Origin of the sequence: Sphingomonas sp. Root720 (assembly GCF_001428605.1) — a bacterium.
GTDB lineage: Bacteria > Pseudomonadota > Alphaproteobacteria > Sphingomonadales > Sphingomonadaceae > Rhizorhabdus.
The window spans coordinates 81,463-106,106 of sequence record NZ_LMID01000011.1; the positions used below are offsets into that span (position 1 = coordinate 81,463).

At 67.4% G+C, this 24,644-nt stretch carries 25 protein-coding genes and 1 tRNA gene; 15 read left to right on the forward strand and 11 right to left on the reverse strand.

Translation table 11 applies throughout. The annotated features are described in order from the left end of the window. Positions 1 to 9: 9 nt before the first annotated feature. The 7 genes from ASE22_RS11180 to ASE22_RS11210 all read left to right on the forward strand — a co-directional run bounded on the left by ASE22_RS11180 (position 10) and on the right by ASE22_RS11210 (position 4,110). The gene (locus ASE22_RS11180) at positions 10 to 492 is read left to right on the forward strand and encodes a DUF2271 domain-containing protein (RefSeq protein ID WP_056359022.1); all 483 of its coding nucleotides are present in this window, start codon (positions 10 to 12) and stop codon (positions 490 to 492) included. 11 nt (positions 493 to 503) lie between these two features. Next, positions 504 to 1,424 carry a DUF4198 domain-containing protein gene (locus tag ASE22_RS11185; protein ID WP_056359026.1) on the forward strand — a complete coding sequence of 307 codons (921 nt, stop codon included), beginning with the start codon at positions 504 to 506 and terminating at the stop codon, positions 1,422 to 1,424. A gap of 95 nt (positions 1,425 to 1,519) precedes the next feature. Further along, the gene (locus ASE22_RS11190) at positions 1,520 to 2,383 is read left to right on the forward strand and encodes an FAD:protein FMN transferase (RefSeq protein WP_056359031.1); all 864 of its coding nucleotides are present in this window, start codon (positions 1,520 to 1,522) and stop codon (positions 2,381 to 2,383) included. A 67-nt stretch (positions 2,384 to 2,450) separates the two neighbouring features. Beyond that, positions 2,451 to 2,681, forward strand: a complete 231-nt coding sequence (gene purS, locus ASE22_RS11195) for a phosphoribosylformylglycinamidine synthase subunit PurS (RefSeq protein WP_056359034.1) — start codon at positions 2,451 to 2,453, stop codon at positions 2,679 to 2,681. A gap of 18 nt (positions 2,682 to 2,699) precedes the next feature. After that, the gene (purQ, locus tag ASE22_RS11200) at positions 2,700 to 3,365 is read left to right on the forward strand and encodes a phosphoribosylformylglycinamidine synthase subunit PurQ (protein ID WP_056359036.1); all 666 of its coding nucleotides are present in this window, start codon (positions 2,700 to 2,702) and stop codon (positions 3,363 to 3,365) included. Between the two features lie 2 nt (positions 3,366 to 3,367). Beyond that, the gene (locus ASE22_RS11205) at positions 3,368 to 3,778 is read left to right on the forward strand and encodes a GFA family protein (RefSeq protein WP_056359038.1); all 411 of its coding nucleotides are present in this window, start codon (positions 3,368 to 3,370) and stop codon (positions 3,776 to 3,778) included. Further along, positions 3,778 to 4,110 carry a YnfA family protein gene (locus tag ASE22_RS11210; RefSeq protein WP_056359041.1) on the forward strand — a complete coding sequence of 111 codons (333 nt, stop codon included), beginning with the start codon at positions 3,778 to 3,780 and terminating at the stop codon, positions 4,108 to 4,110. The genes ASE22_RS11205 and ASE22_RS11210 overlap by 1 nt, the downstream gene beginning before the upstream one ends. 66 nt (positions 4,111 to 4,176) lie before the next feature. On the opposite strand, the gene ASE22_RS11215 is transcribed toward ASE22_RS11210, so the two are convergent. Next, a complete protein-coding gene (locus ASE22_RS11215) occupies positions 4,177 to 4,923 on the reverse strand; it encodes a queuosine precursor transporter (RefSeq protein ID WP_056359046.1) in 747 nt (248 codons plus the stop codon). A gap of 59 nt (positions 4,924 to 4,982) precedes the next feature. Here ASE22_RS11215 and ASE22_RS11220 point away from each other — a divergent pair. Further along, positions 4,983 to 5,059 (forward strand) — tRNA-Arg (locus ASE22_RS11220). A gap of 56 nt (positions 5,060 to 5,115) precedes the next feature. Here the strand turns inward: ASE22_RS11220 and ASE22_RS11225 are convergent. From ASE22_RS11225 to ASE22_RS11235, 4 genes are all read right to left on the reverse strand, one after another. Continuing rightward, a complete protein-coding gene (locus tag ASE22_RS11225; RefSeq protein ID WP_082545604.1) occupies positions 5,116 to 5,898 on the reverse strand; it encodes an FkbM family methyltransferase in 783 nt (260 codons plus the stop codon). A gap of 249 nt (positions 5,899 to 6,147) precedes the next feature. Beyond that, positions 6,148 to 6,276, reverse strand: a complete 129-nt coding sequence (locus ASE22_RS26190; RefSeq protein ID WP_082545605.1) for a DUF2474 domain-containing protein — start codon at positions 6,274 to 6,276, stop codon at positions 6,148 to 6,150. After that, on the reverse strand, positions 6,257 to 7,261 hold the full coding sequence (cydB, locus tag ASE22_RS11230) for a cytochrome d ubiquinol oxidase subunit II (protein WP_056359056.1): 1,005 nt from the start codon (positions 7,259 to 7,261) through the stop codon (positions 6,257 to 6,259). Before cydB ends, ASE22_RS26190 begins: the two co-directional genes overlap by 20 nt. Beyond that, positions 7,258 to 8,664 carry a cytochrome ubiquinol oxidase subunit I gene (locus ASE22_RS11235; protein ID WP_056359057.1) on the reverse strand — a complete coding sequence of 469 codons (1,407 nt, stop codon included), beginning with the start codon at positions 8,662 to 8,664 and terminating at the stop codon, positions 7,258 to 7,260. The genes cydB and ASE22_RS11235 overlap by 4 nt, the downstream gene beginning before the upstream one ends. Positions 8,665 to 8,897: 233 nt before the next feature. Between ASE22_RS11235 and cofE the strand changes: the two genes are divergently transcribed. From cofE to cofC, 3 genes are read left to right on the forward strand one after another with little or no spacing between them, the layout of a single operon-like run. Next, positions 8,898 to 9,668, forward strand: coding sequence for a coenzyme F420-0:L-glutamate ligase (gene cofE / locus ASE22_RS11240; RefSeq protein WP_056359061.1), 771 nt, complete (start codon positions 8,898 to 8,900; stop codon positions 9,666 to 9,668). After that, positions 9,665 to 10,588 carry a 2-phospho-L-lactate transferase gene (gene cofD / locus ASE22_RS11245; protein WP_056359064.1) on the forward strand — a complete coding sequence of 308 codons (924 nt, stop codon included), beginning with the start codon at positions 9,665 to 9,667 and terminating at the stop codon, positions 10,586 to 10,588. Before cofE ends, cofD begins: the two co-directional genes overlap by 4 nt. Beyond that, positions 10,588 to 11,178 (forward strand): 2-phospho-L-lactate guanylyltransferase, encoded by a 591-nt coding sequence (gene cofC, locus ASE22_RS11250; protein ID WP_056359066.1) that lies wholly within the window; start codon positions 10,588 to 10,590, stop codon positions 11,176 to 11,178. The genes cofD and cofC overlap by 1 nt, the downstream gene beginning before the upstream one ends. On the opposite strand, the gene ASE22_RS11255 is transcribed toward cofC, so the two are convergent. Beyond that, complete coding sequence (locus ASE22_RS11255) at positions 11,179 to 12,648, reverse strand: leucyl aminopeptidase (RefSeq protein ID WP_056359070.1); 1,470 nt, start codon at positions 12,646 to 12,648, stop codon at positions 11,179 to 11,181. It abuts the gene before it with no gap. A gap of 157 nt (positions 12,649 to 12,805) precedes the next feature. Between ASE22_RS11255 and ASE22_RS11260 the strand changes: the two genes are divergently transcribed. From ASE22_RS11260 to rsmA, 4 genes are all read left to right on the forward strand, one after another. After that, entirely contained in the window at positions 12,806 to 15,052 is a 2,247-nt protein-coding gene (locus ASE22_RS11260; RefSeq protein ID WP_056359073.1) for an LPS-assembly protein LptD, read from the forward strand. A gap of 97 nt (positions 15,053 to 15,149) precedes the next feature. Continuing rightward, complete coding sequence (locus ASE22_RS11265; protein WP_235536411.1) at positions 15,150 to 16,469, forward strand: peptidylprolyl isomerase; 1,320 nt, start codon at positions 15,150 to 15,152, stop codon at positions 16,467 to 16,469. Between the two features lie 4 nt (positions 16,470 to 16,473). Next, positions 16,474 to 17,469 carry a 4-hydroxythreonine-4-phosphate dehydrogenase PdxA gene (gene pdxA / locus ASE22_RS11270; protein WP_056359079.1) on the forward strand — a complete coding sequence of 332 codons (996 nt, stop codon included), beginning with the start codon at positions 16,474 to 16,476 and terminating at the stop codon, positions 17,467 to 17,469. After that, positions 17,466 to 18,299 carry a 16S rRNA (adenine(1518)-N(6)/adenine(1519)-N(6))-dimethyltransferase RsmA gene (gene rsmA / locus ASE22_RS11275; protein ID WP_056359082.1) on the forward strand — a complete coding sequence of 278 codons (834 nt, stop codon included), beginning with the start codon at positions 17,466 to 17,468 and terminating at the stop codon, positions 18,297 to 18,299. The genes pdxA and rsmA overlap by 4 nt, the downstream gene beginning before the upstream one ends. A 45-nt stretch (positions 18,300 to 18,344) precedes the next feature. On the opposite strand, the gene ASE22_RS11280 is transcribed toward rsmA, so the two are convergent. The 5 genes from ASE22_RS11280 to ASE22_RS11300 form a co-directional block, all read right to left on the reverse strand. Further along, the gene (locus ASE22_RS11280) at positions 18,345 to 18,875 is read right to left on the reverse strand and encodes a hypothetical protein (RefSeq protein WP_056361051.1); all 531 of its coding nucleotides are present in this window, start codon (positions 18,873 to 18,875) and stop codon (positions 18,345 to 18,347) included. Between the two features lie 35 nt (positions 18,876 to 18,910). Further along, the gene (locus tag ASE22_RS11285; protein ID WP_056359086.1) at positions 18,911 to 20,080 is read right to left on the reverse strand and encodes an RsmB/NOP family class I SAM-dependent RNA methyltransferase; all 1,170 of its coding nucleotides are present in this window, start codon (positions 20,078 to 20,080) and stop codon (positions 18,911 to 18,913) included. Positions 20,081 to 20,086: 6 nt separating this feature from the next. Then, positions 20,087 to 21,544, reverse strand: coding sequence for an IMP dehydrogenase (gene guaB / locus ASE22_RS11290; RefSeq protein ID WP_056361054.1), 1,458 nt, complete (start codon positions 21,542 to 21,544; stop codon positions 20,087 to 20,089). A 107-nt stretch (positions 21,545 to 21,651) separates the two neighbouring features. Further along, complete coding sequence (locus ASE22_RS11295) at positions 21,652 to 22,794, reverse strand: GGDEF domain-containing protein (RefSeq protein ID WP_056359088.1); 1,143 nt, start codon at positions 22,792 to 22,794, stop codon at positions 21,652 to 21,654. Positions 22,795 to 22,976: 182 nt separating this feature from the next. Further along, positions 22,977 to 24,575 carry a phosphoenolpyruvate carboxykinase gene (locus tag ASE22_RS11300; protein ID WP_056359091.1) on the reverse strand — a complete coding sequence of 533 codons (1,599 nt, stop codon included), beginning with the start codon at positions 24,573 to 24,575 and terminating at the stop codon, positions 22,977 to 22,979. Between the last annotated feature and the right edge of the window lie 69 nt (positions 24,576 to 24,644).

The following is a 24,644-nucleotide window of genomic DNA, read 5'->3' on the forward strand; positions in this document are numbered from 1 at the left end:
GAGATTGCAATGCGTTATTCGCCTTTCCTGATTGTCGGTGGAATGGTCGCAGCCCCCGCTTCGGCGGCCGGGACGATCAGCATCACTATCCCGCAGCTCAAGGTCGCCGAGTATCACCGGCCCTATGTCGCGGTGTGGCTGGAGCCCGTCGGCGGCGGTGCGGCGCGCACCCTGGCGGTGTGGTACGACCTCAAGAAGGGCGGCAACGAGCCCGGCACCAAGTGGCTGTCCGACCTGCGCGCCTGGTGGCGCAAGGGCGGCAAGAGCGCGGCTATGCCCGCCGACGGCATCAGCGGCGCAACCCGCGCGCCCGGCACCCACAGCATCCCGCTCCCCGCCGACCTGAAGCCCGGCAATTATGTCCTGGGCGTCGAGGCCGCGCGCGAGACCGGCGGCCGCGAATATGTCACCCTGCCGATCAGCGTTCCGGCCAAGCCCGCCAAGGCGGCCGGCAAGACAGAACTCGGCGCCATCACCCTCTCCGCCCGCTGAAAGGACCGCCGATGACGCGCTTCTCCATTCGCCTGCTCGCCGCCGCCGCGATCCTCGTCCTCCCCGCCGCCGCCTCGGCGCACCGCCAGTGGATGGTGCCGAACGCGACCGTCTTTTCCGGCACCGACAGCTGGGTGACGGTCGACGCCGCCGCCTCGAACGACCTGTTCTTCGCCGACCATCAGCCGATGCGGCTGGACGGCGTGAAGGTGTGGGCGCCCGACGGCAGCGAAGGGGCGATCGCCAATGGGTCAACCGGCCGCTACCGCTCGACCTTCGACGTCAAGCTCGACAAACCGGGCACCTGGAAGATCGGCACCTTCACCTCGTCGGTGATGGGCAGCTTCAAGGTCGCTGGCGAGGAGCGCCGGGTCGGCGGCCGTCCCGGCGGCGGTGGCGGCCCGGGCGTCCCTGGCGCCCAGGGCATGGGCCCGGGAGGACCGGGTGGTCCCGGCGGCGGCGAAGGTCCGGCCCCCGCGGCACGCCGCGCGCCGCCGGTATCGGTCGCCGACATCCCCGCCGACGCCACCGACGTCAAGCTGACCGAGGTGATCGGCCGTAACGAGCTCTACATCACCGCCGATGCGCCGAGCGCGACGGTGTTCAAGCCGACCGGCAAGGGCCTGGAGTTCGAGCCGGTGACGCATCCCGACGAGCTCGTCGCCGGCGAGACCGCCAGCTTCCGCTTCCTCATCGACGGCAAGCCGGCCAACGGGCTGAAGGTCACCGTCGTCCCCGGCGGCAAGCGCTACCGCAACGACGACGGCGCGCGGGAGTTCACGACCGGCGCGGACGGCGTCGCCAGGATCGACTGGCCGGCGGCGGGTCTTTACTGGATCAACGCGTCGGCAACCGACGACAAGCCGTCGGTGCCGCGCGCGACCCAGCGCCGCATGAACTATGTGACGACGGTCGAGGTACTGCTTCCCTGAGCCGGCCCAGGATCGCCCTGCCGCGCGAGATCGCGATCGAGGCCTTCGCCGATCGCGATCCGAGCCGACCGCTGGTCGATCTCGGCGGGGAGACGATGGGAACGGGCTGGTCGGTGCGCTTCGCCGCGCCGTCCGGCTGCGACCCAGCAAGGGTCGAGGCGGCGATCCTCGCCCGGCTCGACACGATCATCGTCGAGATGAGCCATTGGCGGCCGGACTCGCTGATCTCCGCCTTCAACCGCGGCGAGCCGGCCAGCTGGCATGACCTGCCCGCCGATTTCGCCGAAGTGATCGCGGCCAGCCTCCATGTCGCCGAGCGTAGCGGCGGCGTCTTCGACCCGACGATCGGGCAGCTCGTCGACCTTGCCGGTTTTGGCCCCGACCCCCGCCAGCGCGACGCTTCCGATGCGTCGCTGGCCCACGCCCGCCAGACCACGGGATGGCAACGTCTCCGCCTCCTCGACGGCCGGTTGCTCCAGCCCGGCGGGCTCGCGCTCGATCTTTCGGGAATCGCCAAGGGCCATGCCGTCGACGCCGTCGCCGACGCCCTCGGCGCGCTCGGCATCGCCCATGCCCTGGTCGAGATCGGCGGCGAACTGGCCGGGCGCGGCGTCCGCCCCGATGGCGACCCCTGGTGGGTCGACCTGGAAAATCCTCCCGATATCCCGCTGCCCCGGCTACGCATCGCACTTCACGGCATCGCCGTCGCGACCTCGGGTGACTATCGGCGCGGCGCGCACAGCATCGACCCGCGCACCGGGCGATCGACGGCCAACGGCGTCCGCTCGGTGAGCGTGATCCACCGCAGCGCGATGCTGGCCGACGCCTGGGCGACCGCGCTGACGGTGGCGGGCCCCGAAGCCGGCCTGGCGCTGGCCGCACGCGAACGCATCGCCGCCCGGATCGTCGGCGATCGCGAATGGCTGAGCCCCGCGCTCGTCGAAATGCTGGAATATTGATCCCGGCCCTTGCCCGCCGCGCCCTTCGGCGCCATAGGGCGCATGAATTCCAACATATGAGGCCGCGATGAAGACCCGCGTCTATGTCACCCTGAAGGGCGGCGTGCTCGATCCCCAGGGCAAGGCGATCCACCATGCGCTCGGCTCGCTCGGTTTTTCGGGCGTTAACGATGTCCGTGCCGGCAAGCTGATAGAACTCGACCACGACGACGGCGTCAGCGACGCCGACATCGAGGCGATGTGCAAGAAGCTGCTCGCCAACACAGTCATCGAGAATTTCCGGATCGAGCGGGCCTAGGCCCGAGGAGACAGCATCATGAAGAGCGCGGTCATCGTCTTCCCCGGTTCCAATTGCGATCGCGACCTCGCCGTGGCGATCCGCGACGTCACCGGCAAGGCACCCGAGATGCTCTGGCACCAGGAGACCGATCTGCCCGACGGCATCGGCCTGATCGCCGTGCCGGGCGGCTTCTCCTATGGCGACTATCTGCGTTCGGGCGCGATGGCCGCGCGCTCGCCGATCATGCGCGCGATCGTCGAGGCCGCCGGTCGCGGCGTGCCGGTGCTCGGCATCTGCAACGGCTTCCAGATCCTCACCGAAGCCGGCCTGTTGCCCGGTGCGCTGATGCGCAACGAAGGGCTGAACTTCGTCTGCCGCGACGTGGCGCTGACCGTCGAGAACAGCCAGTCGACCTTCACCGCGCGCTACTACAAGGGCGAGAAGGTCCATTTCCCGGTCGCGCACCATGACGGCAATTTCACCGCCGACCGCGAAACGCTCGACCGCATCGAGGGCGAAGGCCGTGTCGCCTTCCGCTATGCCGAGGCGGTCAACGGATCGGCGCGCGGCATCGCCGGCATCCTCAACGACGCGGGCAACGTGCTGGGCATGATGCCGCACCCCGAACGGGTGATCGAGCCCGCGCACGGCAACAGCGACGGCCGCCGCCTGTTCGAGGGCCTGCTGGAAGCTGTGGCCTGACGATGCACGGCGCGGGCTGCCTCTGCGGCGCGGTCCGCTTCACCATCGACGCCGAGCCGATGGCCGCGCGCACCTGTTGGTGCCGGCTGTGCCAATATCTTGGCGGCGGCACGGCGACGGCGAATATCTGCTTCCCGGCCGATAAGGTCAGCTGGACGGGCGAGATACGCTATCATGCGGCGGTGGCCGACAGCGGCAATGCGATGCGGCGCGGCTTCTGCCCGACCTGCGGCACCCCGCTGACCAGCGAGGCGCTGAGCCGGCCGCATCTGTTGTTCCTGCGCATCGGCGCGCTGGACGACCCCGATCTGATGGCCCCGCAGGCGACGATCTGGACCTCGCAGGCGCCCGGCTGGGCCTGCATCTCGACCGAGATACCGAACCTCGAGAGCCAGCCTCCCCCGGTCGCCTGATGCCGGGCGCGGGCCTTTTCCTGTTCGTCGCCGCCGCGCTGTGCGAGATCGGCGGCTGCTTCGCTTTCTGGGCGTGGCTGAAGCTCGGCAAGTCGCCCTTCTGGGCGGCCGGCGGCACGCTGCTCCTCATCCTGTTCGCATGGGCATTGACCCGCATCGACAGCGCCGCTGCCGGCCGTGTGTTCGCGGCCTATGGTGGCATCTACATCTGTACGTCGCTGGCCTGGATGTGGGCGATCGAGGGTAGCCGGCCCGATCGCTGGGATGCGATCGGCGCGACGCTCTGCATCCTGGGCAGCGCCGTCATCCTGATGGGGCCGCGTACGGCCTGAGATGCCCACCGGGCCGCCCAACCCGTGGTCGATGGCCGAAGCCCATTGCAGCCCGAATAACAGTCGTCACACCCCTGTCTTGAACGGGGTGAAGCTCGTGCTCTCGTCGAAGACGTCGATGCCCTCGCGGCTCTTGAGGAAATTGACCGCGGCATAGGTGGCGGGGGTCAGGATCACTTCCCAGCTCACCTTCAGCACCCATTGGGTGACGAGCACCTTCAGCACCAGGTCGGTGGTCCAGCCCTGCGCGCCGAGAAAAGCCAGCGGATAGAAGATCAGGCTGTCGATCCCCTGCCCCGCCACCGTCGATCCGATCGTGCGCGTCCATAGATGCTTGCCACCCGTCCACAGCTTCATCTTGGCAAGGACGTAGCTGTTGACGAACTCGCCCGCCCAGAAGGCGGTGATCGAGGCGATCACGATGCGCGGCACCTGCCCGAATACCTGTTCATAGGCCTGCTGCCCGGTCCATTCGGGGTCGGGCGGCAGCGCCACGACCACCCAGCTCATGAAGACCATGAACAGCAGCGCCGCCGTCCCCGCCCATATGCAGCGACGCGCCCGGCCGTAGCCGTAAACCTCAGTCATGATGTCGCCGATCACATAGCCGACCGGAAAGAACAGGATGCCCGCCCCGAACGGCCAAGGCCCCACCCCCGGAATGTCGATCGTCGCGACCTTGCCCGCGCCCAGCACGTTGGACAGCAGCAATATCGTGACGAAGGCCGCCATCACGAAGTCGAAATAGCGGAAGTGCCGGCCCTTGATGGCTTCGGCGTCGAAGGCGACGGGCGCGGCGCTGCTGTCGATCATGACGCTACACTAACCGCGTTCCATCCGAGCGCAATCCACGCTATCTGGCAGCCGGTAGCGCGCCCGTAGCTCAGTTGGATAGAGCACGAGCCTTCTAAGCTTGGGGTCACAGGTTCGAATCCTGTCGGGCGCGCCAGTTCGCCACATTTGCGCCGGGTCGCTAATCGCGTCTTTGCACGCTCCCCGGCCGGATCATATCCGGGCTTCGGCCAGGACGGGCTGGTCGTCTTCGGTGGTCCGCCGCTGCTGGAACCAGGTCATTTCATTGTCGCGGCCGGTTAGGATCGGCCCGCTCTGGAACAGCCCGCTGCGCTCCAGGGCCCTGGCAAATTCCTCGAAGGTTCCAGCTTGGTGATGCACTTCGACGACTGCATTGCGCGTAACGGAAAGAACGTCCTGATTTGCCTCGGCGAATTCGAATTCCGCTCCCTCGATATCCAGCTTCAGCAAATCTATCGGGCGGCCAGCGGTCAGCTCGGCGAGATCGAGATACTCGATCATCTTTCCGCGTCCTCCGCCGTCGCCGATATGAGAGACCAGAAAATTCTTGGCATTGGTGGCGAACATCGCCCGGCCATCCTTGCGCCCGACGAGACCGGTGAGCAGCGTGACGCGATCGCGCATATTGGCACTCGCGATATTGAGCTCCAGCGCCCGGTGCAGCGCCTCGTTCGGCTCGATCAGGATATATTCCGTGCGTGATACACCGAACCGCGCACGCAAGCAGATGTCGAGCAGGATTGCGAAGTGGCCGCAATGCGCTCCACAATCGACGACGAGTTTGGGATCTTCGTCGAAGATCTGGAAGGCTCGCCAGTAATTCGGATCGAGGAAAACGTCCTGAAAGCTGGCAACCTGATATTTGTCCCGAAGCCATATCGCCCAGTCCGGCTCATTGCTGAGTCGAACGCGGATGACGCCTGCAGCGGACAAGCGCCGGTACAAAAAGAACGATAGTTTTTCTAGCAGCGTCATCGATGCAGGCTGCCCGAGTCCATCTCGGCGGTCAATAGAGCGGGCCGGCCTGTGATCTGGTTTCCCAATAGATCGGGCATCCGTCACAGGTCTGCTTGGAAGTCGCCGACGGTGAGTATAGTCGGCCTATGCTTCCTGATCCTGGGCGAAGCCGCGCAGAACCCCGGAGAGCCGTCTCATGGCCTGATGGGAACGAGCAGGTTCGCGCCTGCCGTCGTCAAGAATATTGCGGCGATCCGTGGACGCGCTTCAACCGTTGATCATCCGCCGGATCGCCCAGGCGACGAGCCCGAGCGTCGCGACGCTGGCCGCCCAGATGCCGGCGAACCAGGCAAGCCTACGCCAGAGCGGCCCAGGCTCAGTGATATCCGGCTTCATCGACCTTGCCTCGGAACACCCAATAGGCCCAGGCGGTGTAGCCGAGGATGATCGGCACCAGCACCGCGGCGCCGACCAGCATGAAGATCTGGCTCCTTTCCGGCGCTGCCGCTTCCCAGATGGTGACCCGGCCCGGGATCACGTCGGGATAGATCGAGATGGCCAGCCCCAGCATCGACAGGCCGAACAGGCCGAGGGTCAGCAGGAAGGGCATGCCGTCGCGCCCGCCGCCGATCGACCGCCACAGCAGCAGTGCGGTGACGGCGACGAGCAGCGGCACGGGGATCGTCACGAACAAGCCCGGATAGCCGAACCAGCGCTCGTGATATTTGCCTTCGAGGAAGGGCGTGTAGGCGCTGACCGCCGCGATCGCGACCACCAGCGCGGCGGCCAGCGGCCTGGCGAAGCGCCGCGCGTCGGCCTGCAGCGCGCCCTGCGTCTTCCAGATCAGCCAGCCTGAACCCAGCAGCGCATAACCGATGACGAGGCTGATTCCGGTCAGCAGCGAGAAAGGCGTCAGCCAGTCCCACCATCCGCCGGCATAGGCGCGGCCATTTACCTCGATTCCCTGCAGCAGCGCGCCGAGGGTGATCCCCTGCGCCAGGGTCGCGACCAGCGATCCGCCGCAGAAGGCCGTGTCCCAGAACGCCCGGTGCGCGGGATCCCGCCAGCGGAACTCGAACGCGACGCCGCGGAAGACGAGGCCGAGCAGCATGGCCGTCAGCGGTGCGTAGAGCGCCGGCAGGACGATCGCATAAGCCAGCGGAAAGGCGGCGAGCAGCCCGCCCCCGCCGAGCACCAGCCAGGTCTCGTTGCCGTCCCAGACTGGCGCGATGCTGTTCATCGCCATGTCGCGTTCGCCGCCGACCCGGAACGCCGGAAAGAGGATGCCGATACCGAGGTCGAAGCCGTCCATCACGACATAGGCGGCCACCGCGAAGGCGATGATCGCCGCCCAGACGAGGGTGAGATCGATCCCGCTCATCGCCTTTCTCCTTCGACGCTAGGCGCGGGCGTGATGCCGGCGCTGCGGATCGGTCCCTCGACCGGCTCCGCGCTCTCCCCGCGCTGGGGCGGCTTGGCCATCAGCTTGAGGATGTACCAGACTCCCACCCCGAACACCGCGAAATAGACGATGATGAACGCGAGCAACGATGCCCCCACCGCCGGCGCCGCGAGCGGCGAGGCCGCGTCTGCGGTGCGGAGCAGGCCGTAGACGACATAGGGCTGGCGGCCGACCTCGGTCGTCACCCATCCCGCGATCACCGCCACGAAGCCCGCCGGGCCGAGCAGGATGGCCAAGCGGTGGAGCAGCGACCAGTTGTAGAGGTGCCCCGTCGCGCGCGCGAGCAGGCTCAGCAGGCCGAGACCGAAGATCGCGAAGCCGATGCCGACCATGATGCGGAACGACCAGAAGACGATGCCGACCGGCGGATGTTCGCTCTCGGGGACCGTGTCGAGCCCGGCCAGCGGTGCGTTCATGTCGTGCTTGAGGATCAGCGATGACATCTTGGGGATCTCGACAGCGTAGTCGACCCGCTTCTCGGCGCTGTTGGGGATGCCGAACAGGATCAGCGGCGCGCCATCGGGGTGGCTCCTATAATGGCCCTCCATCGCCATCACCTTGACCGGCTGATGCTCGAGCGTGTTGAGCCCGTGCATGTCGCCCGCGAGAATCTGGATCGGCGCCACCAGCGCGGCCATCCACATCGCCATCGAGAACATCGTCCGCGCGCCGCGATTGGCGCGATCGCGCAGCAGGTGCCACCCGCCGACGCCGCCGACGACGAGCGCGGTCGTCAGATAGGCGGCGATCACCGTATGGACGAGCCGATAGGGGAAGCTGGGATTGAAGATGATCGCCAGCCAGCTCGGACCGGGCACGAACTGGCCGTTCGCGGCGATCTCATGACCGACCGGAGTCTGCATCCAGCTGTTCACCGACAGGATCCAGAAGGCCGAGATGAAGGTACCGATCGCGACCGCGCAGGTCGCCGCGAAGTGCAGCTTCCGTCCCACTTTGTTGATCCCGAACAGCATGACGCCGAGGAAGCCTGCCTCCAGGAAGAAGGCGGTCAGCACTTCATAGGCCATGAGCGGACCGATGACCGGCCCCGCCCGGTCGCTGAACACCGACCAGTTGGTGCCGAACTGATAGGACATGACGATGCCCGATACGACACCCATCGCGAAGGCGATCGCGAAGATCTTCAGCCAGTAGCGGTAGAGGTTGTCGTAGACCGACCGTCCCGTCTTCAGCCACAGCCCCTCGAGCACCATCAGATAGCTGGCGAGCCCGATCGAGAAGGACGGGAAGATGAAGTGGAAACTGACGGTGAAGGCGAACTGGATGCGCGCCAGCACCACAGGATCGAAGGCGTCCAGCATCGGCACGATGCTCCCCCTTTTTGCGGGGGCGGATCAGGTTCGGGCCGTCCCCGAGTCGATGCTATCCGGCGGCTGCCGGCACGCCGCGCGCTATATCAACTTTTGACGGCCATGCAGGAAAAATCGTGTCCATTCGTATATTTCCCGAGCCGTTCCGGCAACTTCACGAAGGATTCCGGGCCGGCGGTACCAATGCGATTGCGCGCGTCTTCCCGGCGACCTAATCCCGGCCCATGACGACCGACGCCTCCCTCTCGCTCATCCCGCTCGCCGGCGTGCCCCTGATCGAGGAGGGCGCCGACCTCGCCTCGGTGGTGCTCGCCGCGCTGGAGGCCAGCGGCCGCAGGCTGGCCGACGGCGACATCGTCGTCCTCGCTCAGAAGATCGTGTCCAAGGCCGAGGGGCGGATGATCGCGCTGTCGGGCGTCACCGCATCGACCCAGGCGATCGACATCGCCCGACAGGTCGACAAGGATCCGCGCCTCGTCGAGCTGATCCTGTCCGAGGCCAAGGAGGTGATGCGGGTCCGCAAGGGCGTACTGATCGTTCGCCACCGGCTCGGCCTGGTCCTCGCCAACGCCGGGATCGACCAGTCGAACATCGACCAGGGCGACGAGGCGCGCGCGCTGCTCCTCCCCGTCGATCCCGACGCCAGCGCCAGCGCGCTGCGCGACACGCTCGTCGAACGCAGCGGCGCCGATGTCGCGGTGCTGATCATCGACAGCCTCGGCCGCGCCTGGCGGACCGGCACCGTCGGCACCGCGATCGGCATCGCCGGCATGCCCGGCCTCGTCGACCTGCGTGGGCGCGAGGACCTGCACGGCCGGCGGCTGGAAACCAGCGAACTCGGACTGGCGGACGAGGTGGCCGCCGCCGCCTCGCTGATCATGGGACAGGCCGACGAGGGCCGTCCGATCGTGATTGTCCGCGGGGTCGGCTACGACCGGCGCGACGGCAGCGCCGCCGAGTTGATCCGCCCGCGCCACATGGACCTGTTCGCATGATCCTCGCGCTGGCGGGCGGCGTCGGCGGGGCCCGGCTGGCACGGGGGCTGGCGGCCATCCTGCCCGCCGACGGGCTGACGGTCGCCGTCAACACCGGCGACGATTTCGAACATCTCGGCCTGCTCGTCTGCCCAGACATCGACACGGTTTGCTACACGCTGGCGGGGATCAACAACACGGCACAGGGCTGGGGGCTGGAGGGAGAGAGCTGGTCCTTCATGGACGCGCTCGGCAAGCTCGGCGGCGAGGCATGGTTCAACCTCGGCGACCGCGACCTCGCGACCCATGTGCTGCGCACCGCCATGATCGGGCGGCACGACCTGTCGGAGATCACCGCCCTGCTCGCTGCGCGGATGGGAATCGTCCACCGCATCGTCCCGATGAGCGACCAGCGCGTGCGGACGATCGTCGATACCGACGAAGGCGCATTGCCCTTCCAGCATTATTTCGTCCGCCGCCGGGCTGAGCCCCGCTTCCGGGGGATCGGTTTCGAGGGGATCGACGAAGCCCGGCCCTCCGCCGGCCTGCTCGCCGCGATCGACGATCCGGCGCTGGAGGCGATCATCCTCTGCCCCTCCAACCCGGTTCTGAGCATCACGCCGATCCTCGCACTGCCCGGCCTCCGCGACAGGCTGACCGGGCGCAAGGTCCCGATCGTCGCGGTCTCGCCCTTCATCGGCGGACGGGCGATCAAGGGCCCCGCCGCCAAGATCATGGACGAGATCGGCATCGCCACCACCCCGGCGGGGCTCGCCGCTTATTTTAACGGCCTGCTCGACGGTATCGTCATCGACCGGACCGATGCCGGGGAAGTAGCCGGAGGCGTCGCTCTCCACGTCACCGACACGCTGATGCGCGATATCGACGACCAGCGGCGGCTCGCCATGGAAACGCTCGCCTTCGCGCGCAGCCTGGGCTGATGGGCTGCCATCTTCTCCTCGCCGTGCGTCCGCCCGAAGAAGGAAAGAGCCGGCTCGCCGAGACGCTCGATCACTCGAAAAGAATCGAACTGAATTTCAATATGTTCCGACATAGTCTGAAAGTCGGAAGAGAACTCTTCCGCGCCGACAGGATCATCGTCGTCAGCCGGTCTCCGGCGCTTCTCGACGAGGCCCGCGCGCTCGGGGCCCAAGCCCTTGCCGAGGCCGGAAACGATCTCAACGCCGCGCTGGAACAGGCCACGCGCCATGCGATCGAGCGGGGCGCGGAAGCCTTGCTGTCGTTGAGCAGCGACCTGCCCGCGCTAACGGCGGACGATGTCCAGGCGCTGCTCGACGCGCCGACCGCCATCGCGATCGCCACCGACCGCCTGCGTCAGGGCACCAACGGCCTGCGGATGCGTCCGGCGGGGGCGATCCGCTTTCGCTATGGCGAAGGCAGCCTCGCCGCGCATCTCGCCGCGGCGCGAGCGGCGGGGCTGGAGGCGACGGTCGTCGAACGGCCAGGCCTCGCGAACGATATCGATACGCCCGCCGACCTGGCCGAACTGCGATCCGACCGTAGATCCTGACTATTTCTCGAAATTGTCGGCAACGAAGCGATCGAGCAGACGCACGCCGAAACCGGTCGCGCCCTTGTCCCAGGTCGCCCCGGGCTTGGAGGCCCAGACCATGCCGGCGATGTCGAGATGCGCCCAGCGGACATCTTCGTCGACATAGCGCTTGAGGAACTGCGCAGCGGTGATCGAGCCGCCTTCGCGCGGACCGACATTCTTCATGTCGGCGATCGGCGAGTCGATCAGCTTGTCATAGGGATCGCCGAGCGGCATCCGCCACAGCTTGTCGCCGACCGCGCTGCCGGCGGCCGACAGCTGGTCCGCGAGCACGTCGTCATTGGCGAACATGCCGCCATATTCGTGACCGAGCGAGATCACCATCGCGCCGGTCAGGGTGGCGAGGTCGACGATCGTCTTGGGCTTGTGGGTCCGCTGCACCCAGGTCAGCGCATCGCATAGGACGAGGCGGCCTTCCGCATCGGTGTTGATCACCTCGATCGTCTGTCCGGACATCGAGGTCACCACGTCACCCGGCCGCTGCGCATTGCCGTCGGGCATGTTCTCGACGAGGCCGCAGACGCCGATGACGTGCGCCTTCGCCTTGCGCAGCGCCAGCGCCTTCATCGTCCCCGCGACGGCCCCTGCGCCGCCCATGTCCCACTTCATGTCCTCCATACCGGCGGCGGGCTTCAGCGAAATGCCGCCGGTATCGAAGGTGACGCCCTTGCCGACCAGCGCGATCGGCGGCTCGGCGCCGGCGGTGCCGTCCCAGGTCATCACGAGCAGCCGGGGCGGACGAGCCGATCCCTGCGAGACGCCGAGCAGCGCGCCCATGCCGAGCGCCGCCATCGCCTCCTGGTCGAGCACCTCGATCTTCACGCCCATATCGGCGAGCGGACGGCAGCGTTCGACGAAGCTTTCCGGATAGACGATGTTGGCCGGCTCGGCGACCAGCGTGCGGGCGAACATCACACCCTCGGCAACCGCCTCGCGGTTCTTCCAGGCAGCCGCGGCGCCGGCGCCGCCACCGACGATGACGATCTCCTCGAGCGACGGACGCTGCTTGGCATCGAGCTTCGTGCGATAGGCGTCGTGCCGCCAGCTGCGCAGCACCGCGCCAAACGCCAGCGCGGCGGCGGCATCGGCCGCCTTGTCGCCAGCGACGGCTGACATGTCCACGACCAGCACGGTCTCGCCCGAGGTCAGCAGCCGGGCCGCGAGTGCCGCGCCCGCGCGCTCGAAATCATTCTTGGCACCGATGCCGACGAGCAGCAGGCGCCGGTTCGACGCATCGGTTTCGCCGAAGAATTCGACGACCGCGCCATTCTCGCCGTCGAAGCGGTTGGCCTGGGCCGCAGCCCGCGCCAGGGCCTGGGTCGCCTCGGGCAACGCGGCGAGGCCGGCACCGCCGACCGTGGCGGGTGCGACCACGATCGCGAGGGCATGGGCCTGGGCGGGCCGGCTGTCGACAAAGCTGATGCGCATCGGGGAAAGCTTCCTTATTGTGTCGGCTCCCATCTAGGGCGAGCAACCGTGCGTCGCAACGGGGGTTCGCCAGAGGATTGCAGCCGGGCCCCGGGTGCGATAGGCGGCGCGGACGCGCTGTCCGGGTGATCCGCCCGCGTGCGTCATAAGGGGTAGTGTGAAGAAGCCGATCCTCATCCTCCTGGCGACGACGCTCCCCCTGCCCTTCGCAGGTGCACAGCTTCGCGCGCAGAACCTCGCGACGCCGGCGGCCGGGCCTCCGCTCCAGGGCGACGCCCCCACACCGTCGAACGAGGAGGAAGTCACCTTCGCGGCCGATACGCTGACCTATGACGACAATGCGGAGATCGTTACCGCGACCGGCAATGTCCGCATGATGCGGCAGGGCGACCGCCTGCGCGCCGACAAGGTCGCGTGGAACCAGAAGACCGGCATGGTCCAGGCCGAGGGCAATGTCGCGGTCGTCAACTCCAGCAACGACACGGTGTATGGCGACTCGGTCGAGCTGGCCGATTCGCTGCGCGACGGCGTGATCGAGAATCTTCTTCTGGTTCTCAACGACGGTGGCCGCCTCGCCGCCATCCACGGGGTGCGCCGCAACGAGGTCACCACGCTCGACAAGGCGGTCTATACGCCGTGCGCGGTCATGGACGACAAGGGCTGTCCCAAGGAGCCGATCTGGAAGATCAGCGCGGTCCGGGTGGTCCATGATCCGAACAAGCATCGGATCAGCTACGACGGGGCGCGTATCAGCTTCCTCGGCGCGCCGATCCTGTGGCTGCCCGGGCTGTCGCATCCCGACGGCAGCGGCGGCGGCGGTTCGGGCCTGCTGCTGCCCGACATCAAATATAGCCGGGTCAACGGCGCCGAACTCGGCCTGCCCTATTATTTCCAGCTCGCGCCCAACCGCGACCTGACGATCACCCCGCATGTCTACACCAAGGTCCTGCCGGCGATCGAAGCGCAATATCGCGCGCTGACCGACAACGGCGCCTGGCAGGCGGCGGGCATGCTGACCTACAGCTCGCGCTTCGCGGCGACCACCGGCACCACGCCGGCGCCGAATGGCAACAAGGACATCCGCGGCTATATCGACGCCAATGGCCGCTTCCAGTTCGGCCCGGACTGGACGCTGTCGGGTTCCATCCGCGGCACCAGCGACCGTACCTTCCTGCGCCGCTACGACATTTCGCGCGACGATCGGCTGCGGAACCAGATCCAGGCCGAGCGGATTACCGAGAACAGCTATCTGTCGATCAAGGGCTGGGCGGTACAGACCCTCAGGACCAACGACAAGCAGGGCCAGCAGCCGATCGCCCTGCCCGCGATCGACTATCGGCTGCGCATGGCGGATCCCTGGGTCGGCGGCATGCTCAGTATCCAGGCCAACAGCCTCGCCCTGCTTCGCACCGACGGCCAGGATACCCAGCGCGCTTTCGCCGCCGTGCAGTGGGACATGCGCCGCTACACCCCGCTCGGCCAGGAATTCACCCTCACCGCCTATGGCCGCGGCGATCTCTACCACACCGATCAGGTCGGGCGGACGACGACGATCATCTATCGCGGCGATCCGGGCTGGACGACGCGCGGCATCGCAGCTCTCGCGGCCGACATGCGCTGGCCCTTCATCGGCGAATTCCTCGGCGGCTCGCAACGGATCACCCCGCGCGTCCAGATCGTCGCCAGCCCGAAGACCCGCAATCTCAGCATCCCGAACGAGGACGCCCGTTCGATCGATCTCGAGGATTCCAACCTCTTCGCGCTCAATCGATTCTCGGGCTACGACCGCTGGGAAGACGGCAGCCGCATCACCTACGGCGCCGAATGGGCGGTCGACCTGCCCGGCATCTCGTTCAACACGGTGATCGGCCAGAGCTACCGCCTTACGGACAAGCCGACCCTACTGCCGGTCGGAACCGGATTGTCCGAACGGCTGTCGGACATCGTCGGCCGCACCACCGTCAAATATGGCCGCTTCCTCGAGTTCACGCATCGCTTCCGGCTCGACAAGGATAATTTCGCGATCCACCGGAACGAGATCGACGCGACCATCGGCACCCGCCGCACCTATGCGACGATCGGATATCTGAAACTCAACCGCGACATAGCCGCGACGATCGAGGACCTGCGCGACCGCGAGGAGGTCCGGCTGGGCGCTCGCGTGCAGATCGCCCGCTACTGGTCGATCTTCGGTTCGACCGTCATCGACCTGACCGGGCGGCGCGAAGACCCGCTGACATTGTCCGACGGCTATCAGCCGATTCGGCACCGTCTCGGCATCCTCTACGACGACGACTGCATCGAACTTGGCGTCACCTGGCGCCGCGAATATGACGCGATCGGCGATGCCCGGCGCGGAAATACCTTCCTGTTGCGACTGGCGCTCAAGAATTTGGGCCGCTAAGCCTGCATTCAGCGGGCGCGTGCCAGGGAAAGCTCTCTGGCCAGATTGAGGATGTGACTAGGTGCGTGGACTGATGCTGAGGCGGGGCGGCTTTTGGATGGCGGCGGCAGCCGGGGCGATTGCCCTGGCGGCGCCGATCATCGGCCAGACGGTCATGGACGATGAGGAGGATGTCTCCGGCGGCCTCAACATCCCGAAGGATATCACCGTCTTCGGCAACAAGGACCCGAACGTCCGGACCGCGACGGCGATCGTCAACGGTACGATCATCACGCAGACCGACGTCGAACAGCGCCTCGCACTGGTGGTCGCGGCCAATGGCGGCCGCATCGCCGACGAGGAGCGTGAGCGTCTGCGCCTGCAGGTGCTGCGCAACCTGATCGACGAGACCCTGCAGATCCAGGAGGCGACCGCCCAGAAGGTCGAGGTGTCGCCCGAGGAAGTGCAGCAGACCTATGACCGGGTCGCGACCAATTTCCGCAAGTCCCCCAAGGAGTTCGCCGCCTTCCTTCACGAGAAGGGATCGTCCGAGGCCTCGATCAAGCGGCAGATCGAAGGCGAGGCCGCCTGGCGGCGCGTGCTCAGCCGCAAGGTCGAACCCTTCGTCGCGGTCAGCGAGGAAGAGGTCAACGCGATCATCGCCCGCCTCAAGGCCTCCAAGGGCGCCAACGAATATCATGTCGGCGAAATCTTCCTGTCCTCGACGCCGGAGACGATGAACGAGGCGAGCGCCAATGCCGAGCGGATCATCGACCAGATCCGCCGCGGCGCGTCCTTCGCGGCCTATGCGCGGCAATTCTCCGAGGCGTCGACCGCGGCGGTGGGCGGTGACCTCGGCTGGGTCCGTGCCGAGCAGCTCCCCGAACAGCTCTCCTCGGTCGTCAACCAGCTCCAGGCCGGCCAGATCAGCCAGCCCGTCGCGATTCCGGGCGGCTATTCGATCCTCCTGCTGATCGACAAGCGGCAGGTGCTGGGCACCGACCCGCGCGATGCGTCGCTGCTGCTGAAGCAGATCACCGTCAACTTCCCGCCGGGCATAACTCAGGCGCAGGCCACCCCCAAGGTCGAGGCTTTCGCCAAGGCGCTCGAACAGATCAAGGGCTGCGGCAACGCCAATGAAGTCGCCGCCAGCATCGGTGCCGAGATCGTCAACAACGACCAGATGAAGATCCGCGACCTGCCACCGCAGCTCCAGGACGTGATGCTCGGCCTCCAGATCGGCCAGGCCACCCCGCCCTTCGGATCGTTGCGCGACGGCATCCGCGCGCTGATCCTGTGCGGACGCGACGATCCGGCGCCGACCTCTGGCCCGTCGTTCGAGCAGATCCAGTCGCAGATCGAGCAGGAACGCGTCAATCGCCGCGCCCAGCGCTACCTGCGCGACCTGCGCCGCGACGCCGTTATCGAATATCGATGAGGCGATGGGGATAGGGCCTCTCGCCGTTGCACTGGGCGATCCCGCGGGGATCGGCCCGGAGATCGTCGCCAAGGCCTGGGACGCCCGCGAGGAGCATGGCCTCGCGCCGTTCTTCGCCGTCGGGGACCGCCGTTCGGTCGAGGCCGTCTGGCCCGGTCCGATCCACCAGATCGCCAGCCCCGACGAGGCGGGCGCCTGTTTCCGCAACGCGCTGCCGCTGATCCAGATTCAGGATACCGGGCCGATCATCCCCGGCCAGCCCGACCTCGCTGGTGCGCGCTGCGCGCTCGATTCCCTCGAAATGGCCGCCGGGCTCGCCCGCTCGGGCATGGTTGGCGGCCTCGTCACCGCGCCGGTCGCCAAGGCACAACTCTACGCTATCGGCTTCACCCATCCCGGGCAGACCGAATTCGTCGCCGAGCGCTGCGGCGTGGCGGCGGCCAACACGGTGATGATGCTGGCCGGTCCGACCCTGCGCGCGGTACCGATCACCACCCACATCCCGCTGCGCGATGTGGCCGAGACCGTGTCGATCGACCTGATCGTCGCCAAGGCCCGTGCCACCGACCGCGGGCTGACCCGCAATTTCGGGATCGAGCGGCCGCGCCTGGCCATTGCCGGCTTCAATCCCCATGCCGGAGAACAGGGCGCGATCGGGCGCGAGGAAATCGACCTGATCATTCCCGCCGTCGAACAGCTCCGCGCCGAGGGGATCGACATCGTCGGCCCGCTTGCCGCCGATACGATGTTCCATGCCCGCGCCCGCGCCCAATATGACTGCGCGCTGTGCCTCTATCACGACCAGGCGCTGATCCCGCTCAAGACGCTGCATTTCGACGAGGGCGTGAACATGACGCTCGGCCTGCCGATCGTGCGGACCGCGCCCGACCACGGCACCGCCTTCGCCATCGCCGGCAGTAACCAGGCCCACCCGGGTGCGATGATCGCGGCGATAAGACTGGCCGCGGAAGCCGCACGGAACCGCCTCGTCCACGCATGAGACACGCATTGCCGGATCTGCCGCCGCTGCGCGAGGTGATCGCGCGCCACGGCCTCAGCGCGAACAAGGCACTCGGGCAGAATTTCCTGCTGGACGGCCAGTTGCTCGACAGGATCGCCCGTGTTCCCGGCAGCCTCGACGGCGAGGTCGTCTATGAGGTCGGGCCTGGTCCGGGTGGCCTCACCCGCGCCCTGCTCGGTGCCGGCGCGTCGGTGGTCGCGGTGGAGCGCGACGACCGCTGCCTCGCCGCGCTCGAGGAACTCAACCAAGCCTCGGGGGGACGACTGCGGGTCATCTCCGCCGACGCGATGAAGACCGACGAGCGGGCGGAGGCCGGCGACGGCGCCCATATCGCCTCCAACCTGCCCTATAATGTCGGCACCGCCCTGTTCGTCCGCTGGATGACACTCGACGCCTGGCCGCCCTGGTGGCGCTCGCTGACCCTGATGTTCCAGAAGGAGGTCGCCGAGCGGATCGTCGCGAAGCCCGGAAGCGCGGCCTATGGCCGGCTGGCGGTGCTCGCGCAGTGGCGCGCGACCCCGGCGATCGCGATGAACGTCCACCGGTCGGCTTTCGTGCCGCCGCCCAAGGTGATGTCGGCGGTCATCCATGTCGTACCCGGTACGCAGCCCGAAGGCGCGAGCATGACCATGATCGAGACTCTGACCGCCGCTGCCTTCGGTCAGCGCCGCAAGATGCTGCGGCAGAGCCTGAAAAGCGTAAAGGGCGCGGTCGAGACACTGGCGACGGTCGGCATCGACCCCGAGCGTCGCGCGGAGACGGTGACCGTCGACGAATTCGTGGCCCTGGCACGGTCCTTGTCGGCCTGAAGCGCTAACCCGCGTTCAGGCGAGGACGGGCTTCCCCGTCAGGCCCTATTTCTCGCTGACGACGCTCGTTTCCTCGCCCTTGGGCGGGACCTTGTCGCTGGCCTTTGCGGCGACGACGGCCGGTGGCGGGCCCTTCGCGATGGCGGCGGCCAGCTCGACCGCAGGGGCGCATTCCGCCTTGCAGAGCGCCTTGACCCGGGCCAGATTGGCGCGGGCGCGCTCGACGGCGCCCTTCTGAACCATCGCCTCGCCCTGCGCCGACAGCGCGCCGACATCGTTGGGCTCGAGCGCGAGCGCCTCGAAATACATGCGGATCGCCTTGCCCGGGAGTTGCTGCGCCTGCGCGACCCGGCCCAGCGCGATGAAAGCAGCGCGATTGCGGGGGTCGATCGCGAGCGCGGTTTCCAGCGCGTCATTGGCGCCCTGGAGATTGCCCGTCTTCAGCGCGGTCTGCCCTTCGGCCAGCAGCGCAAGTGACCTGGGATTGATCTGGTCGTCGGCCTTCTGGCCGTTCACGCCGCTCGAAACCGCCAGCAGGGACAGGGACAAGGCCATCGCAACAGGCGAAAAACGCATCAACATCTCCAATACCGAAGCTTGCCGGCTTTCTATCATGCACGCACCAGCCTGGCGACGAAAAAGCCGTCGGTGCCATCATGCCGCGGGCTGAGCAGCTTTCCACCCCCATGTTCACGACCGGCGATGAACGGAAGCTTATCGACGGTAAAGAACGGGCTTCTGTCGAGAAACGCACGCAGCTGTCCGCTGCCTTCGTCGTCGAGCAACGAGCAGACCGCGTAGACGAGCGCGCCGCCGGGCCGGACCAGGCCGGCGGCGAGATCGAGGACATGCGCCTGCGTTTCCATAAGCTTCGCAAGTCGGGTGGGCGTCAACCGCCAGCGCGCCTCCGGATTGCGCCGCCAGGTGCCGGTGCCCGAACAGGGCGCATCGACCAGGACGACATCGCAGCCCTCTCGGAGGTCGCGCAGCACCTCCATCTCGCGCCCGGGGTCGAGCAACCGCACCTCGACGCCGCCGAAGCCCGCGCGCCGCGCGCGCGGCGCCAGGCGATCGAGCCGCGCGCGGTTGGTGTCGCTGGCGATCAGCCGGCCCTCGCCGCCCATGTCGGCGGCCAGGGCCAGGGTCTTTCCGCCCGCCCCGGCACAGAGATCGAGGACGGTCATATCGCCGGTCGCCAGCGCGGCGAGCGCGATCAGCTGGCTGCCTTCGTCCTGGATCTCGATCAGGCCCTCGATCCACGGCGCACTGGCTTCGATCGGGGTACCTTCGGGCAGGCGCAGGCCATGCGGCGCGAACGGGGTCGGCGCCGCAGCGGGAAGCTGCGCGACGATCGCGTCCCGCCCGGCGCGCATATGGTTGACCCGGAGGTCGAGCGGCGCCCGTTCGAGCAGCGCCGCATGCTCGGCCGGGTCGATGCGGTCGGCGAGCCAGCGCGGCACTTCCCCTCTTGGGCTCCCCTCCTCGTCCGCGACGATCGGTGCCGGGGTGTGGGGGGCGCCATCGAACGCCGCCGCCAGCGCCTCATCCTCGCGGGCGAGGCCGACCAGCGCGGCGCGACCGCTCGACGGCAACTCGCCGGTGCGGCGGATCGCGCGGTAGATCAGGTCGCGGATCGCCCGGCGATCCTTCGATCCTGCATAGCGGCGCGTCTTGAAATAGCGCGCGATCAGCGTGTCGGCCGCAGCGCCGCCCTCGCGCGCTGCCCGGACGATCTCGTCGAGCAGCTCGATCGCCGCCTGCGCGCGCGCGCCCGGCGTCATGACGGGTCAGCGAGTCGGGTAATTGGGTGCCTCGCGGGTGATCGACACGTCATGCACGTGGCTTTCCTTCAGACCGGCGTTGGTGATGCGCACGAAGCGCGCGCGCTTCTGCAGCTCGGGGATGGTCCGGGCTCCGGTATAGCCCATCGCGGCCTTCACGCCGCCGACCAGCTGGTGGATCACGTCGCGGGCCGTGCCCTTGTACGGAACCTGGCCCTCGATCCCCTCGGGCACCAGCTTCATCTGATCCTTGATGTCCTGCTGGAAATAGCGGTCGGCCGAGCCTCGCGCCATCGCCCCAACCGAGCCCATGCCCCGGTAGGACTTGTAGGCGCGACCCTGGTAGATGAAGGTTTCGCCCGGCGCTTCCTCGGTCCCCGCCAGCAGCGAACCGACCATCACCGTGCCGGCGCCGGCCGCCAGCGCCTTGGCGAGGTCGCCCGACGTGCGCAGGCCGCCGTCCGCGATCACGGGCACGCCCGACTTTGCGGCTTCCTCGGCCGCCTCCATCACCGCGGTCAACTGCGGCACGCCGACGCCGGCGACGATGCGGGTGGTGCAGATCGAGCCCGGACCGATGCCGACCTTGACGCCATCGGCGCCAGCATCGATCAGCGCGCGGGTCGCCTCGGCGGTCGCGACGTTGCCGGCGATGACCTGGACCGAATTGGACAGGCGCTTCACCCGCTCGACCGCGCGGGCGACGTCACGATTATGGCCATGCGCCGTATCGATGACGATCAGGTCGCATTCGGCGTCGACCAGAGCCTCGGTGCGCTCGAAACCCTTGTCGCCCACCGTGGTCGCGGCGGCGACGCGCAGCCGCCCGCTCGGGTCCTTGGTGGCCGACGGATAGTTCACCGCCTTCTCGATATCCTTGACCGTGATCAGGCCGACGCAGCGATAGGCCTCGTCGACGACCAGCAGCTTCTCGATCCGGCGCTGGTGGAGCGTGCGGCGCGCCTCCTCCTGGCTGACGCCGCTGGGGACGACCGCCAGATTCTGGCTCGTCATCAGCTCCGACACCGGCTGGTTGGGATTCTCGGCGAAGCGGACGTCGCGGTTGGTCAGGATGCCGACCAGCTTGCCGTCGGCCTCGACCACCGGAATGCCCGAGATGCGGTTGCGCGACATGAGCTCCAGCGCATCCGCGAGTGTCTGCTGCGGCTGCATCGTGATCGGATTGACGACCATGCCCGATTCGAAGCGCTTGACCGCGCGGACGGCGGCGGCCTGTTCCTCGACCGTCAGGTTGCGGTGGAGCACGCCGAGGCCGCCGAGCTGGGCCATGACGATCGCCATGTCGGCCTCGGTGACGGTATCCATCGCCGAGGACAGGATCGGAATGTTCAAGGCGATCGCCTTGGTCACCTGGGTCGCGGTGATCGCCTGGCTTGGCAATACGTCCGACTCGCCGGGCCTGAGGAGCACGTCGTCGAAAGTAAGGCCGAGGCTGATGTCCATGAGGTCGAATCCCCGCGAGGTGTTGAAGGATTCGAGGCCATATATGTCGGCCGGCCGGAGACCGCTAGTCCGGTTGTCGGATTTGCGTAGCAATCGCTACGCGGCTCCTATTCCTCGCCGTGGATGATCACCCGGTTGCGGCCGCCATTCTTCGCGGCATAAAGCGCCTCGTCGGCGCGGCGGAGCATGGCTCCGTCGTCCTCGCCGGTCATAAGCTGCGCGATGCCGGCCGAGAAGGTGACGGTCCCCAGCGGCTCGCCCGTCGTCTTGGAGACGAGGTGGCGGCCCGACAGTTCGTCGCGGACCTCGTCGACCCGCATCGCCGCGCGGCGCGCCATGATACCGTCGAACAGGACCAGGAATTCCTCCCCGCCGAAGCGGCCGACGAACGCATCTTCTCCGACGCCTTCGACCAGCGCCTCTGCGACCATCTTCAGGATCCGATCGCCGGTGTCATGGCCGTGATTGTCGTTGATCGACTTGAAACGATCGATGTCGCAGAACGCGACCGACAGCGGCGTGCCGTCGACGGCGGCCTGCGCCATCGCCTTCGCGAGGCGCGACTGGAAGGCGCGCCGGTTGGCGAGGCCGGTCAGCGGGTCGCTTTCGGCGACGGCCTGTGCTTCGGCCAGCTCCCCCTGGAGACTGTCCATCTGGCTGCCCATCTCGGCGAGACGACGCTCGGCATTCTGGGTTTTGTTGATCATCGTGCGGGTCAGCTCGACCATCAGCTCGAGCGCGCGGCCCGCCGGCTCACCGCCGGCATCGAGCGCGGCCGCGCCCCTGTCGAGGGCGTTGCCATAGGCGCTGGCGTCGCTGCGCGACTGTCCGACGAGCGCTGCGGCCAGCGTGACGCTCTGGTGCGCCTGGTCGATCAGCTTCTCGAGCAGCTCGGACGAGACCCTGTTCGCCGCCCCCTCGGATATCTGCTCGGCCACGTCGCGGCGCAGCAAGCCGTCACGCGCGATCGCAGCCTCGACCGAGGCGACCAGCGCCGGATCGTGCCCGCCGAGATATTGATAGGCGAGATCGTAGTTGACCGGGGTCGGATCGAGCCGGTGTGTGCGGAGGAAGCCGCCGATCCGGCCGAACAGGTCACCCGGCTCGACCGCCTCGGCCGCTACGGGCGCGGCGGCGACCGGAAGTTGCGCCGCAGGCCCAGGTGCGGGGACATCGGCGGGGCGGCCGAACAGCGAGTCGAAGCTCCAGGCCTTGCGGCCAGCGGAAGATGGCGGTTTTCCTTCGTACATCGGGCACCCACTCTGCGGATCAGGTGTCCGGGATTATCCGCAGCCTCTTAATTTTCGGTATCGGCGCCGGGAAAAGATCACCGGCGTCGACCGGCCGGCATCCCCATCCCGGACGGACGAAGGGCGCCCCGGCCGAAGCCGGAACGCCCTCCTATAAGCCGTACCGGCTCCGTGGAATCGCGTCAGGCCGCCTTCGGCGCCGCCTGGCGCACGCCTTCGTCCACATGTTCCGCGAATTGCGCGAAATTGTCGATGAACTGGTCGACCAGCTTCTTGGCGGTCGCGTCATAGGCAGCCGCGTCGGGCCAGGTTTCGCGCGGGTTGAGGATCTTGCTCTCGACACCTGGCACCGCGACCGGGACCTTGAAGCCGAAATTGGGGTCGATGCGAAACTCGGCATCGTTCAGGCTACCGTCGAGCGCGGCGTTGAGCAGCGCACGGGTAACCTTGATCGGCATGCGGTGGCCGACGCCATACTGACCGCCGGTCCAACCGGTGTTGACCAGCCAGCAGTCCACGCCGCCCTTGGCGATCCGCTCCTTGAGGAGATTGCCGTAGATCGACGGATGGCGCGGCATGAACGGGGCGCCGAAGCAGGTCGAGAAGGTGGCCGACGGCTCGGTGACGCCGATCTCGGTGCCGGCGACACGCGCGGTATAGCCCGACAGGAAATGGTACATCGCCTGGTCGGGGGTCAGCTTCGCGATCGGAGGCAGCACGCCATAGGCGTCGGCCGTCAGGAAGATCAGGTTCTGCGGAACCGGGCCGAGATTTTCATCCGACGCGTTCGGGATGAAGTCGATGGGGTAGGAACCACGGCTGTTCTCGGCGAGGCTGTCGTCGTCGAGGTCGATCTCGCGGGTCTCGGCGTCGATCACGACATTCTCGAGCACGGTGCCGAAGCGCTTGGTGGTCGCGAAGATTTCCGGCTCGGCCTCCGGCGACAGGCGGATCATCTTGGCGTAGCAGCCGCCTTCGAAGTTGAAGACGGACTCGTCCGACCAGCCATGCTCGTCGTCGCCGATCAGCGTGCGGCTGGCGTCGGCCGACAGGGTCGTCTTGCCGGTGCCCGACAAGCCGAAGAAGATCGCGGTGTCGCCCTTGGGCCCGATGTTGGCCGAACAATGCATCGGCATAACGCCATTGGCCGGCAGCTTGTAATTGAGGATGCCGAACACCGACTTCTTCATCTCGCCCGCATAAGCGGTACCGCCGATCAGGATCAGCTTCTCGGTCAGGTTGACCGCGATCACCGTCTGGCTGCGGCAGCCGTGCCGATCGGGATCGGCGGCGAAGCTCGGCAGGTCGATGATCGTGAACTCGGGCGCGAAGGCCGCCAGTTCGGCTGCTTCGGGGCGCACCAGCAGGGTGCGGATGAACAGGTTATGCCACGCGAGCTCGTTGATCACGCGGACGTTGACGCGGTGCGCGGGCTGCGAACCACCGAAAAGATCCTGGACGAACAGCGTCTCCTTGGTTTTCAGGTGGGCCAGAAAGTCGGCCTTCAGCGCAGCGAAATGCTTGGGGGTCATGCCCTTGTTGGTCTTGCCCCACCAGACGCTGTCCTCGGTCTCGGCGTCGCGGACGATGAACTTGTCATTGGCGGAACGGCCGGTGTGCGCGCCGGTCTTGACGACGATGGGACCGTCCTTGGAAAGCAGCCCTTCGCCCCGCTGGATCGCATGCTCGACGAGGGGCGCGGTTCCCAGGTTCCAGTGAAGCCGGGCTGCGACATCGATTCCCTGTTTGTCGAGGCCAAAGGCGGGGATGAGCTGGGGCACTTTTGTCTCCTATACGGGTGAGGCTACCTTTTTCTGGTCGCCCTCCTAACGTCTAGGTGCACGATCGAT

Excerpts from the sequence above, each read along its gene's own strand:
- ASE22_RS11180 (WP_056359022.1), top strand. The coding sequence starts at position 10 with ATGCGTTATTCGCCTTTCCTGATTGTCGGTGGAATGGTCGCAGCCCCC.
- ASE22_RS11185 (WP_056359026.1), top strand. The coding sequence starts at position 504 with ATGACGCGCTTCTCCATTCGCCTGCTCGCCGCCGCCGCGATCCTCGTC.
- ASE22_RS11190 (WP_056359031.1), top strand. The coding sequence starts at position 1,520 with ATGGGAACGGGCTGGTCGGTGCGCTTCGCCGCGCCGTCCGGCTGCGAC.
- purS (WP_056359034.1), top strand. The coding sequence starts at position 2,451 with ATGAAGACCCGCGTCTATGTCACCCTGAAGGGCGGCGTGCTCGATCCC.
- purQ (WP_056359036.1), top strand. The coding sequence starts at position 2,700 with ATGAAGAGCGCGGTCATCGTCTTCCCCGGTTCCAATTGCGATCGCGAC.
- ASE22_RS11205 (WP_056359038.1), top strand. The coding sequence starts at position 3,368 with ATGCACGGCGCGGGCTGCCTCTGCGGCGCGGTCCGCTTCACCATCGAC.
- ASE22_RS11210 (WP_056359041.1), top strand. The coding sequence starts at position 3,778 with ATGCCGGGCGCGGGCCTTTTCCTGTTCGTCGCCGCCGCGCTGTGCGAG.
- ASE22_RS11215 (WP_056359046.1), bottom strand. The coding sequence starts at position 4,923 with ATGATCGACAGCAGCGCCGCGCCCGTCGCCTTCGACGCCGAAGCCATC.
- ASE22_RS11225 (WP_082545604.1), bottom strand. The coding sequence starts at position 5,898 with ATGACGCTGCTAGAAAAACTATCGTTCTTTTTGTACCGGCGCTTGTCC.
- ASE22_RS26190 (WP_082545605.1), bottom strand. The coding sequence starts at position 6,276 with ATGAAGCCGGATATCACTGAGCCTGGGCCGCTCTGGCGTAGGCTTGCC.
- cydB (WP_056359056.1), bottom strand. The coding sequence starts at position 7,261 with ATGAGCGGGATCGATCTCACCCTCGTCTGGGCGGCGATCATCGCCTTC.
- ASE22_RS11235 (WP_056359057.1), bottom strand. The coding sequence starts at position 8,664 with ATGCTGGACGCCTTCGATCCTGTGGTGCTGGCGCGCATCCAGTTCGCC.
- cofE (WP_056359061.1), top strand. The coding sequence starts at position 8,898 with ATGACGACCGACGCCTCCCTCTCGCTCATCCCGCTCGCCGGCGTGCCC.
- cofD (WP_056359064.1), top strand. The coding sequence starts at position 9,665 with ATGATCCTCGCGCTGGCGGGCGGCGTCGGCGGGGCCCGGCTGGCACGG.
- cofC (WP_056359066.1), top strand. The coding sequence starts at position 10,588 with ATGGGCTGCCATCTTCTCCTCGCCGTGCGTCCGCCCGAAGAAGGAAAG.
- ASE22_RS11255 (WP_056359070.1), bottom strand. The coding sequence starts at position 12,648 with ATGCGCATCAGCTTTGTCGACAGCCGGCCCGCCCAGGCCCATGCCCTC.
- ASE22_RS11265 (WP_235536411.1), top strand. The coding sequence starts at position 15,150 with ATGGCGGCGGCAGCCGGGGCGATTGCCCTGGCGGCGCCGATCATCGGC.
- pdxA (WP_056359079.1), top strand. The coding sequence starts at position 16,474 with ATGGGGATAGGGCCTCTCGCCGTTGCACTGGGCGATCCCGCGGGGATC.
- rsmA (WP_056359082.1), top strand. The coding sequence starts at position 17,466 with ATGAGACACGCATTGCCGGATCTGCCGCCGCTGCGCGAGGTGATCGCG.
- ASE22_RS11280 (WP_056361051.1), bottom strand. The coding sequence starts at position 18,875 with ATGCGTTTTTCGCCTGTTGCGATGGCCTTGTCCCTGTCCCTGCTGGCG.
- ASE22_RS11285 (WP_056359086.1), bottom strand. The coding sequence starts at position 20,080 with ATGACGCCGGGCGCGCGCGCGCAGGCGGCGATCGAGCTGCTCGACGAG.
- guaB (WP_056361054.1), bottom strand. The coding sequence starts at position 21,544 with ATGGACATCAGCCTCGGCCTTACTTTCGACGACGTGCTCCTCAGGCCC.
- ASE22_RS11295 (WP_056359088.1), bottom strand. The coding sequence starts at position 22,794 with ATGTACGAAGGAAAACCGCCATCTTCCGCTGGCCGCAAGGCCTGGAGC.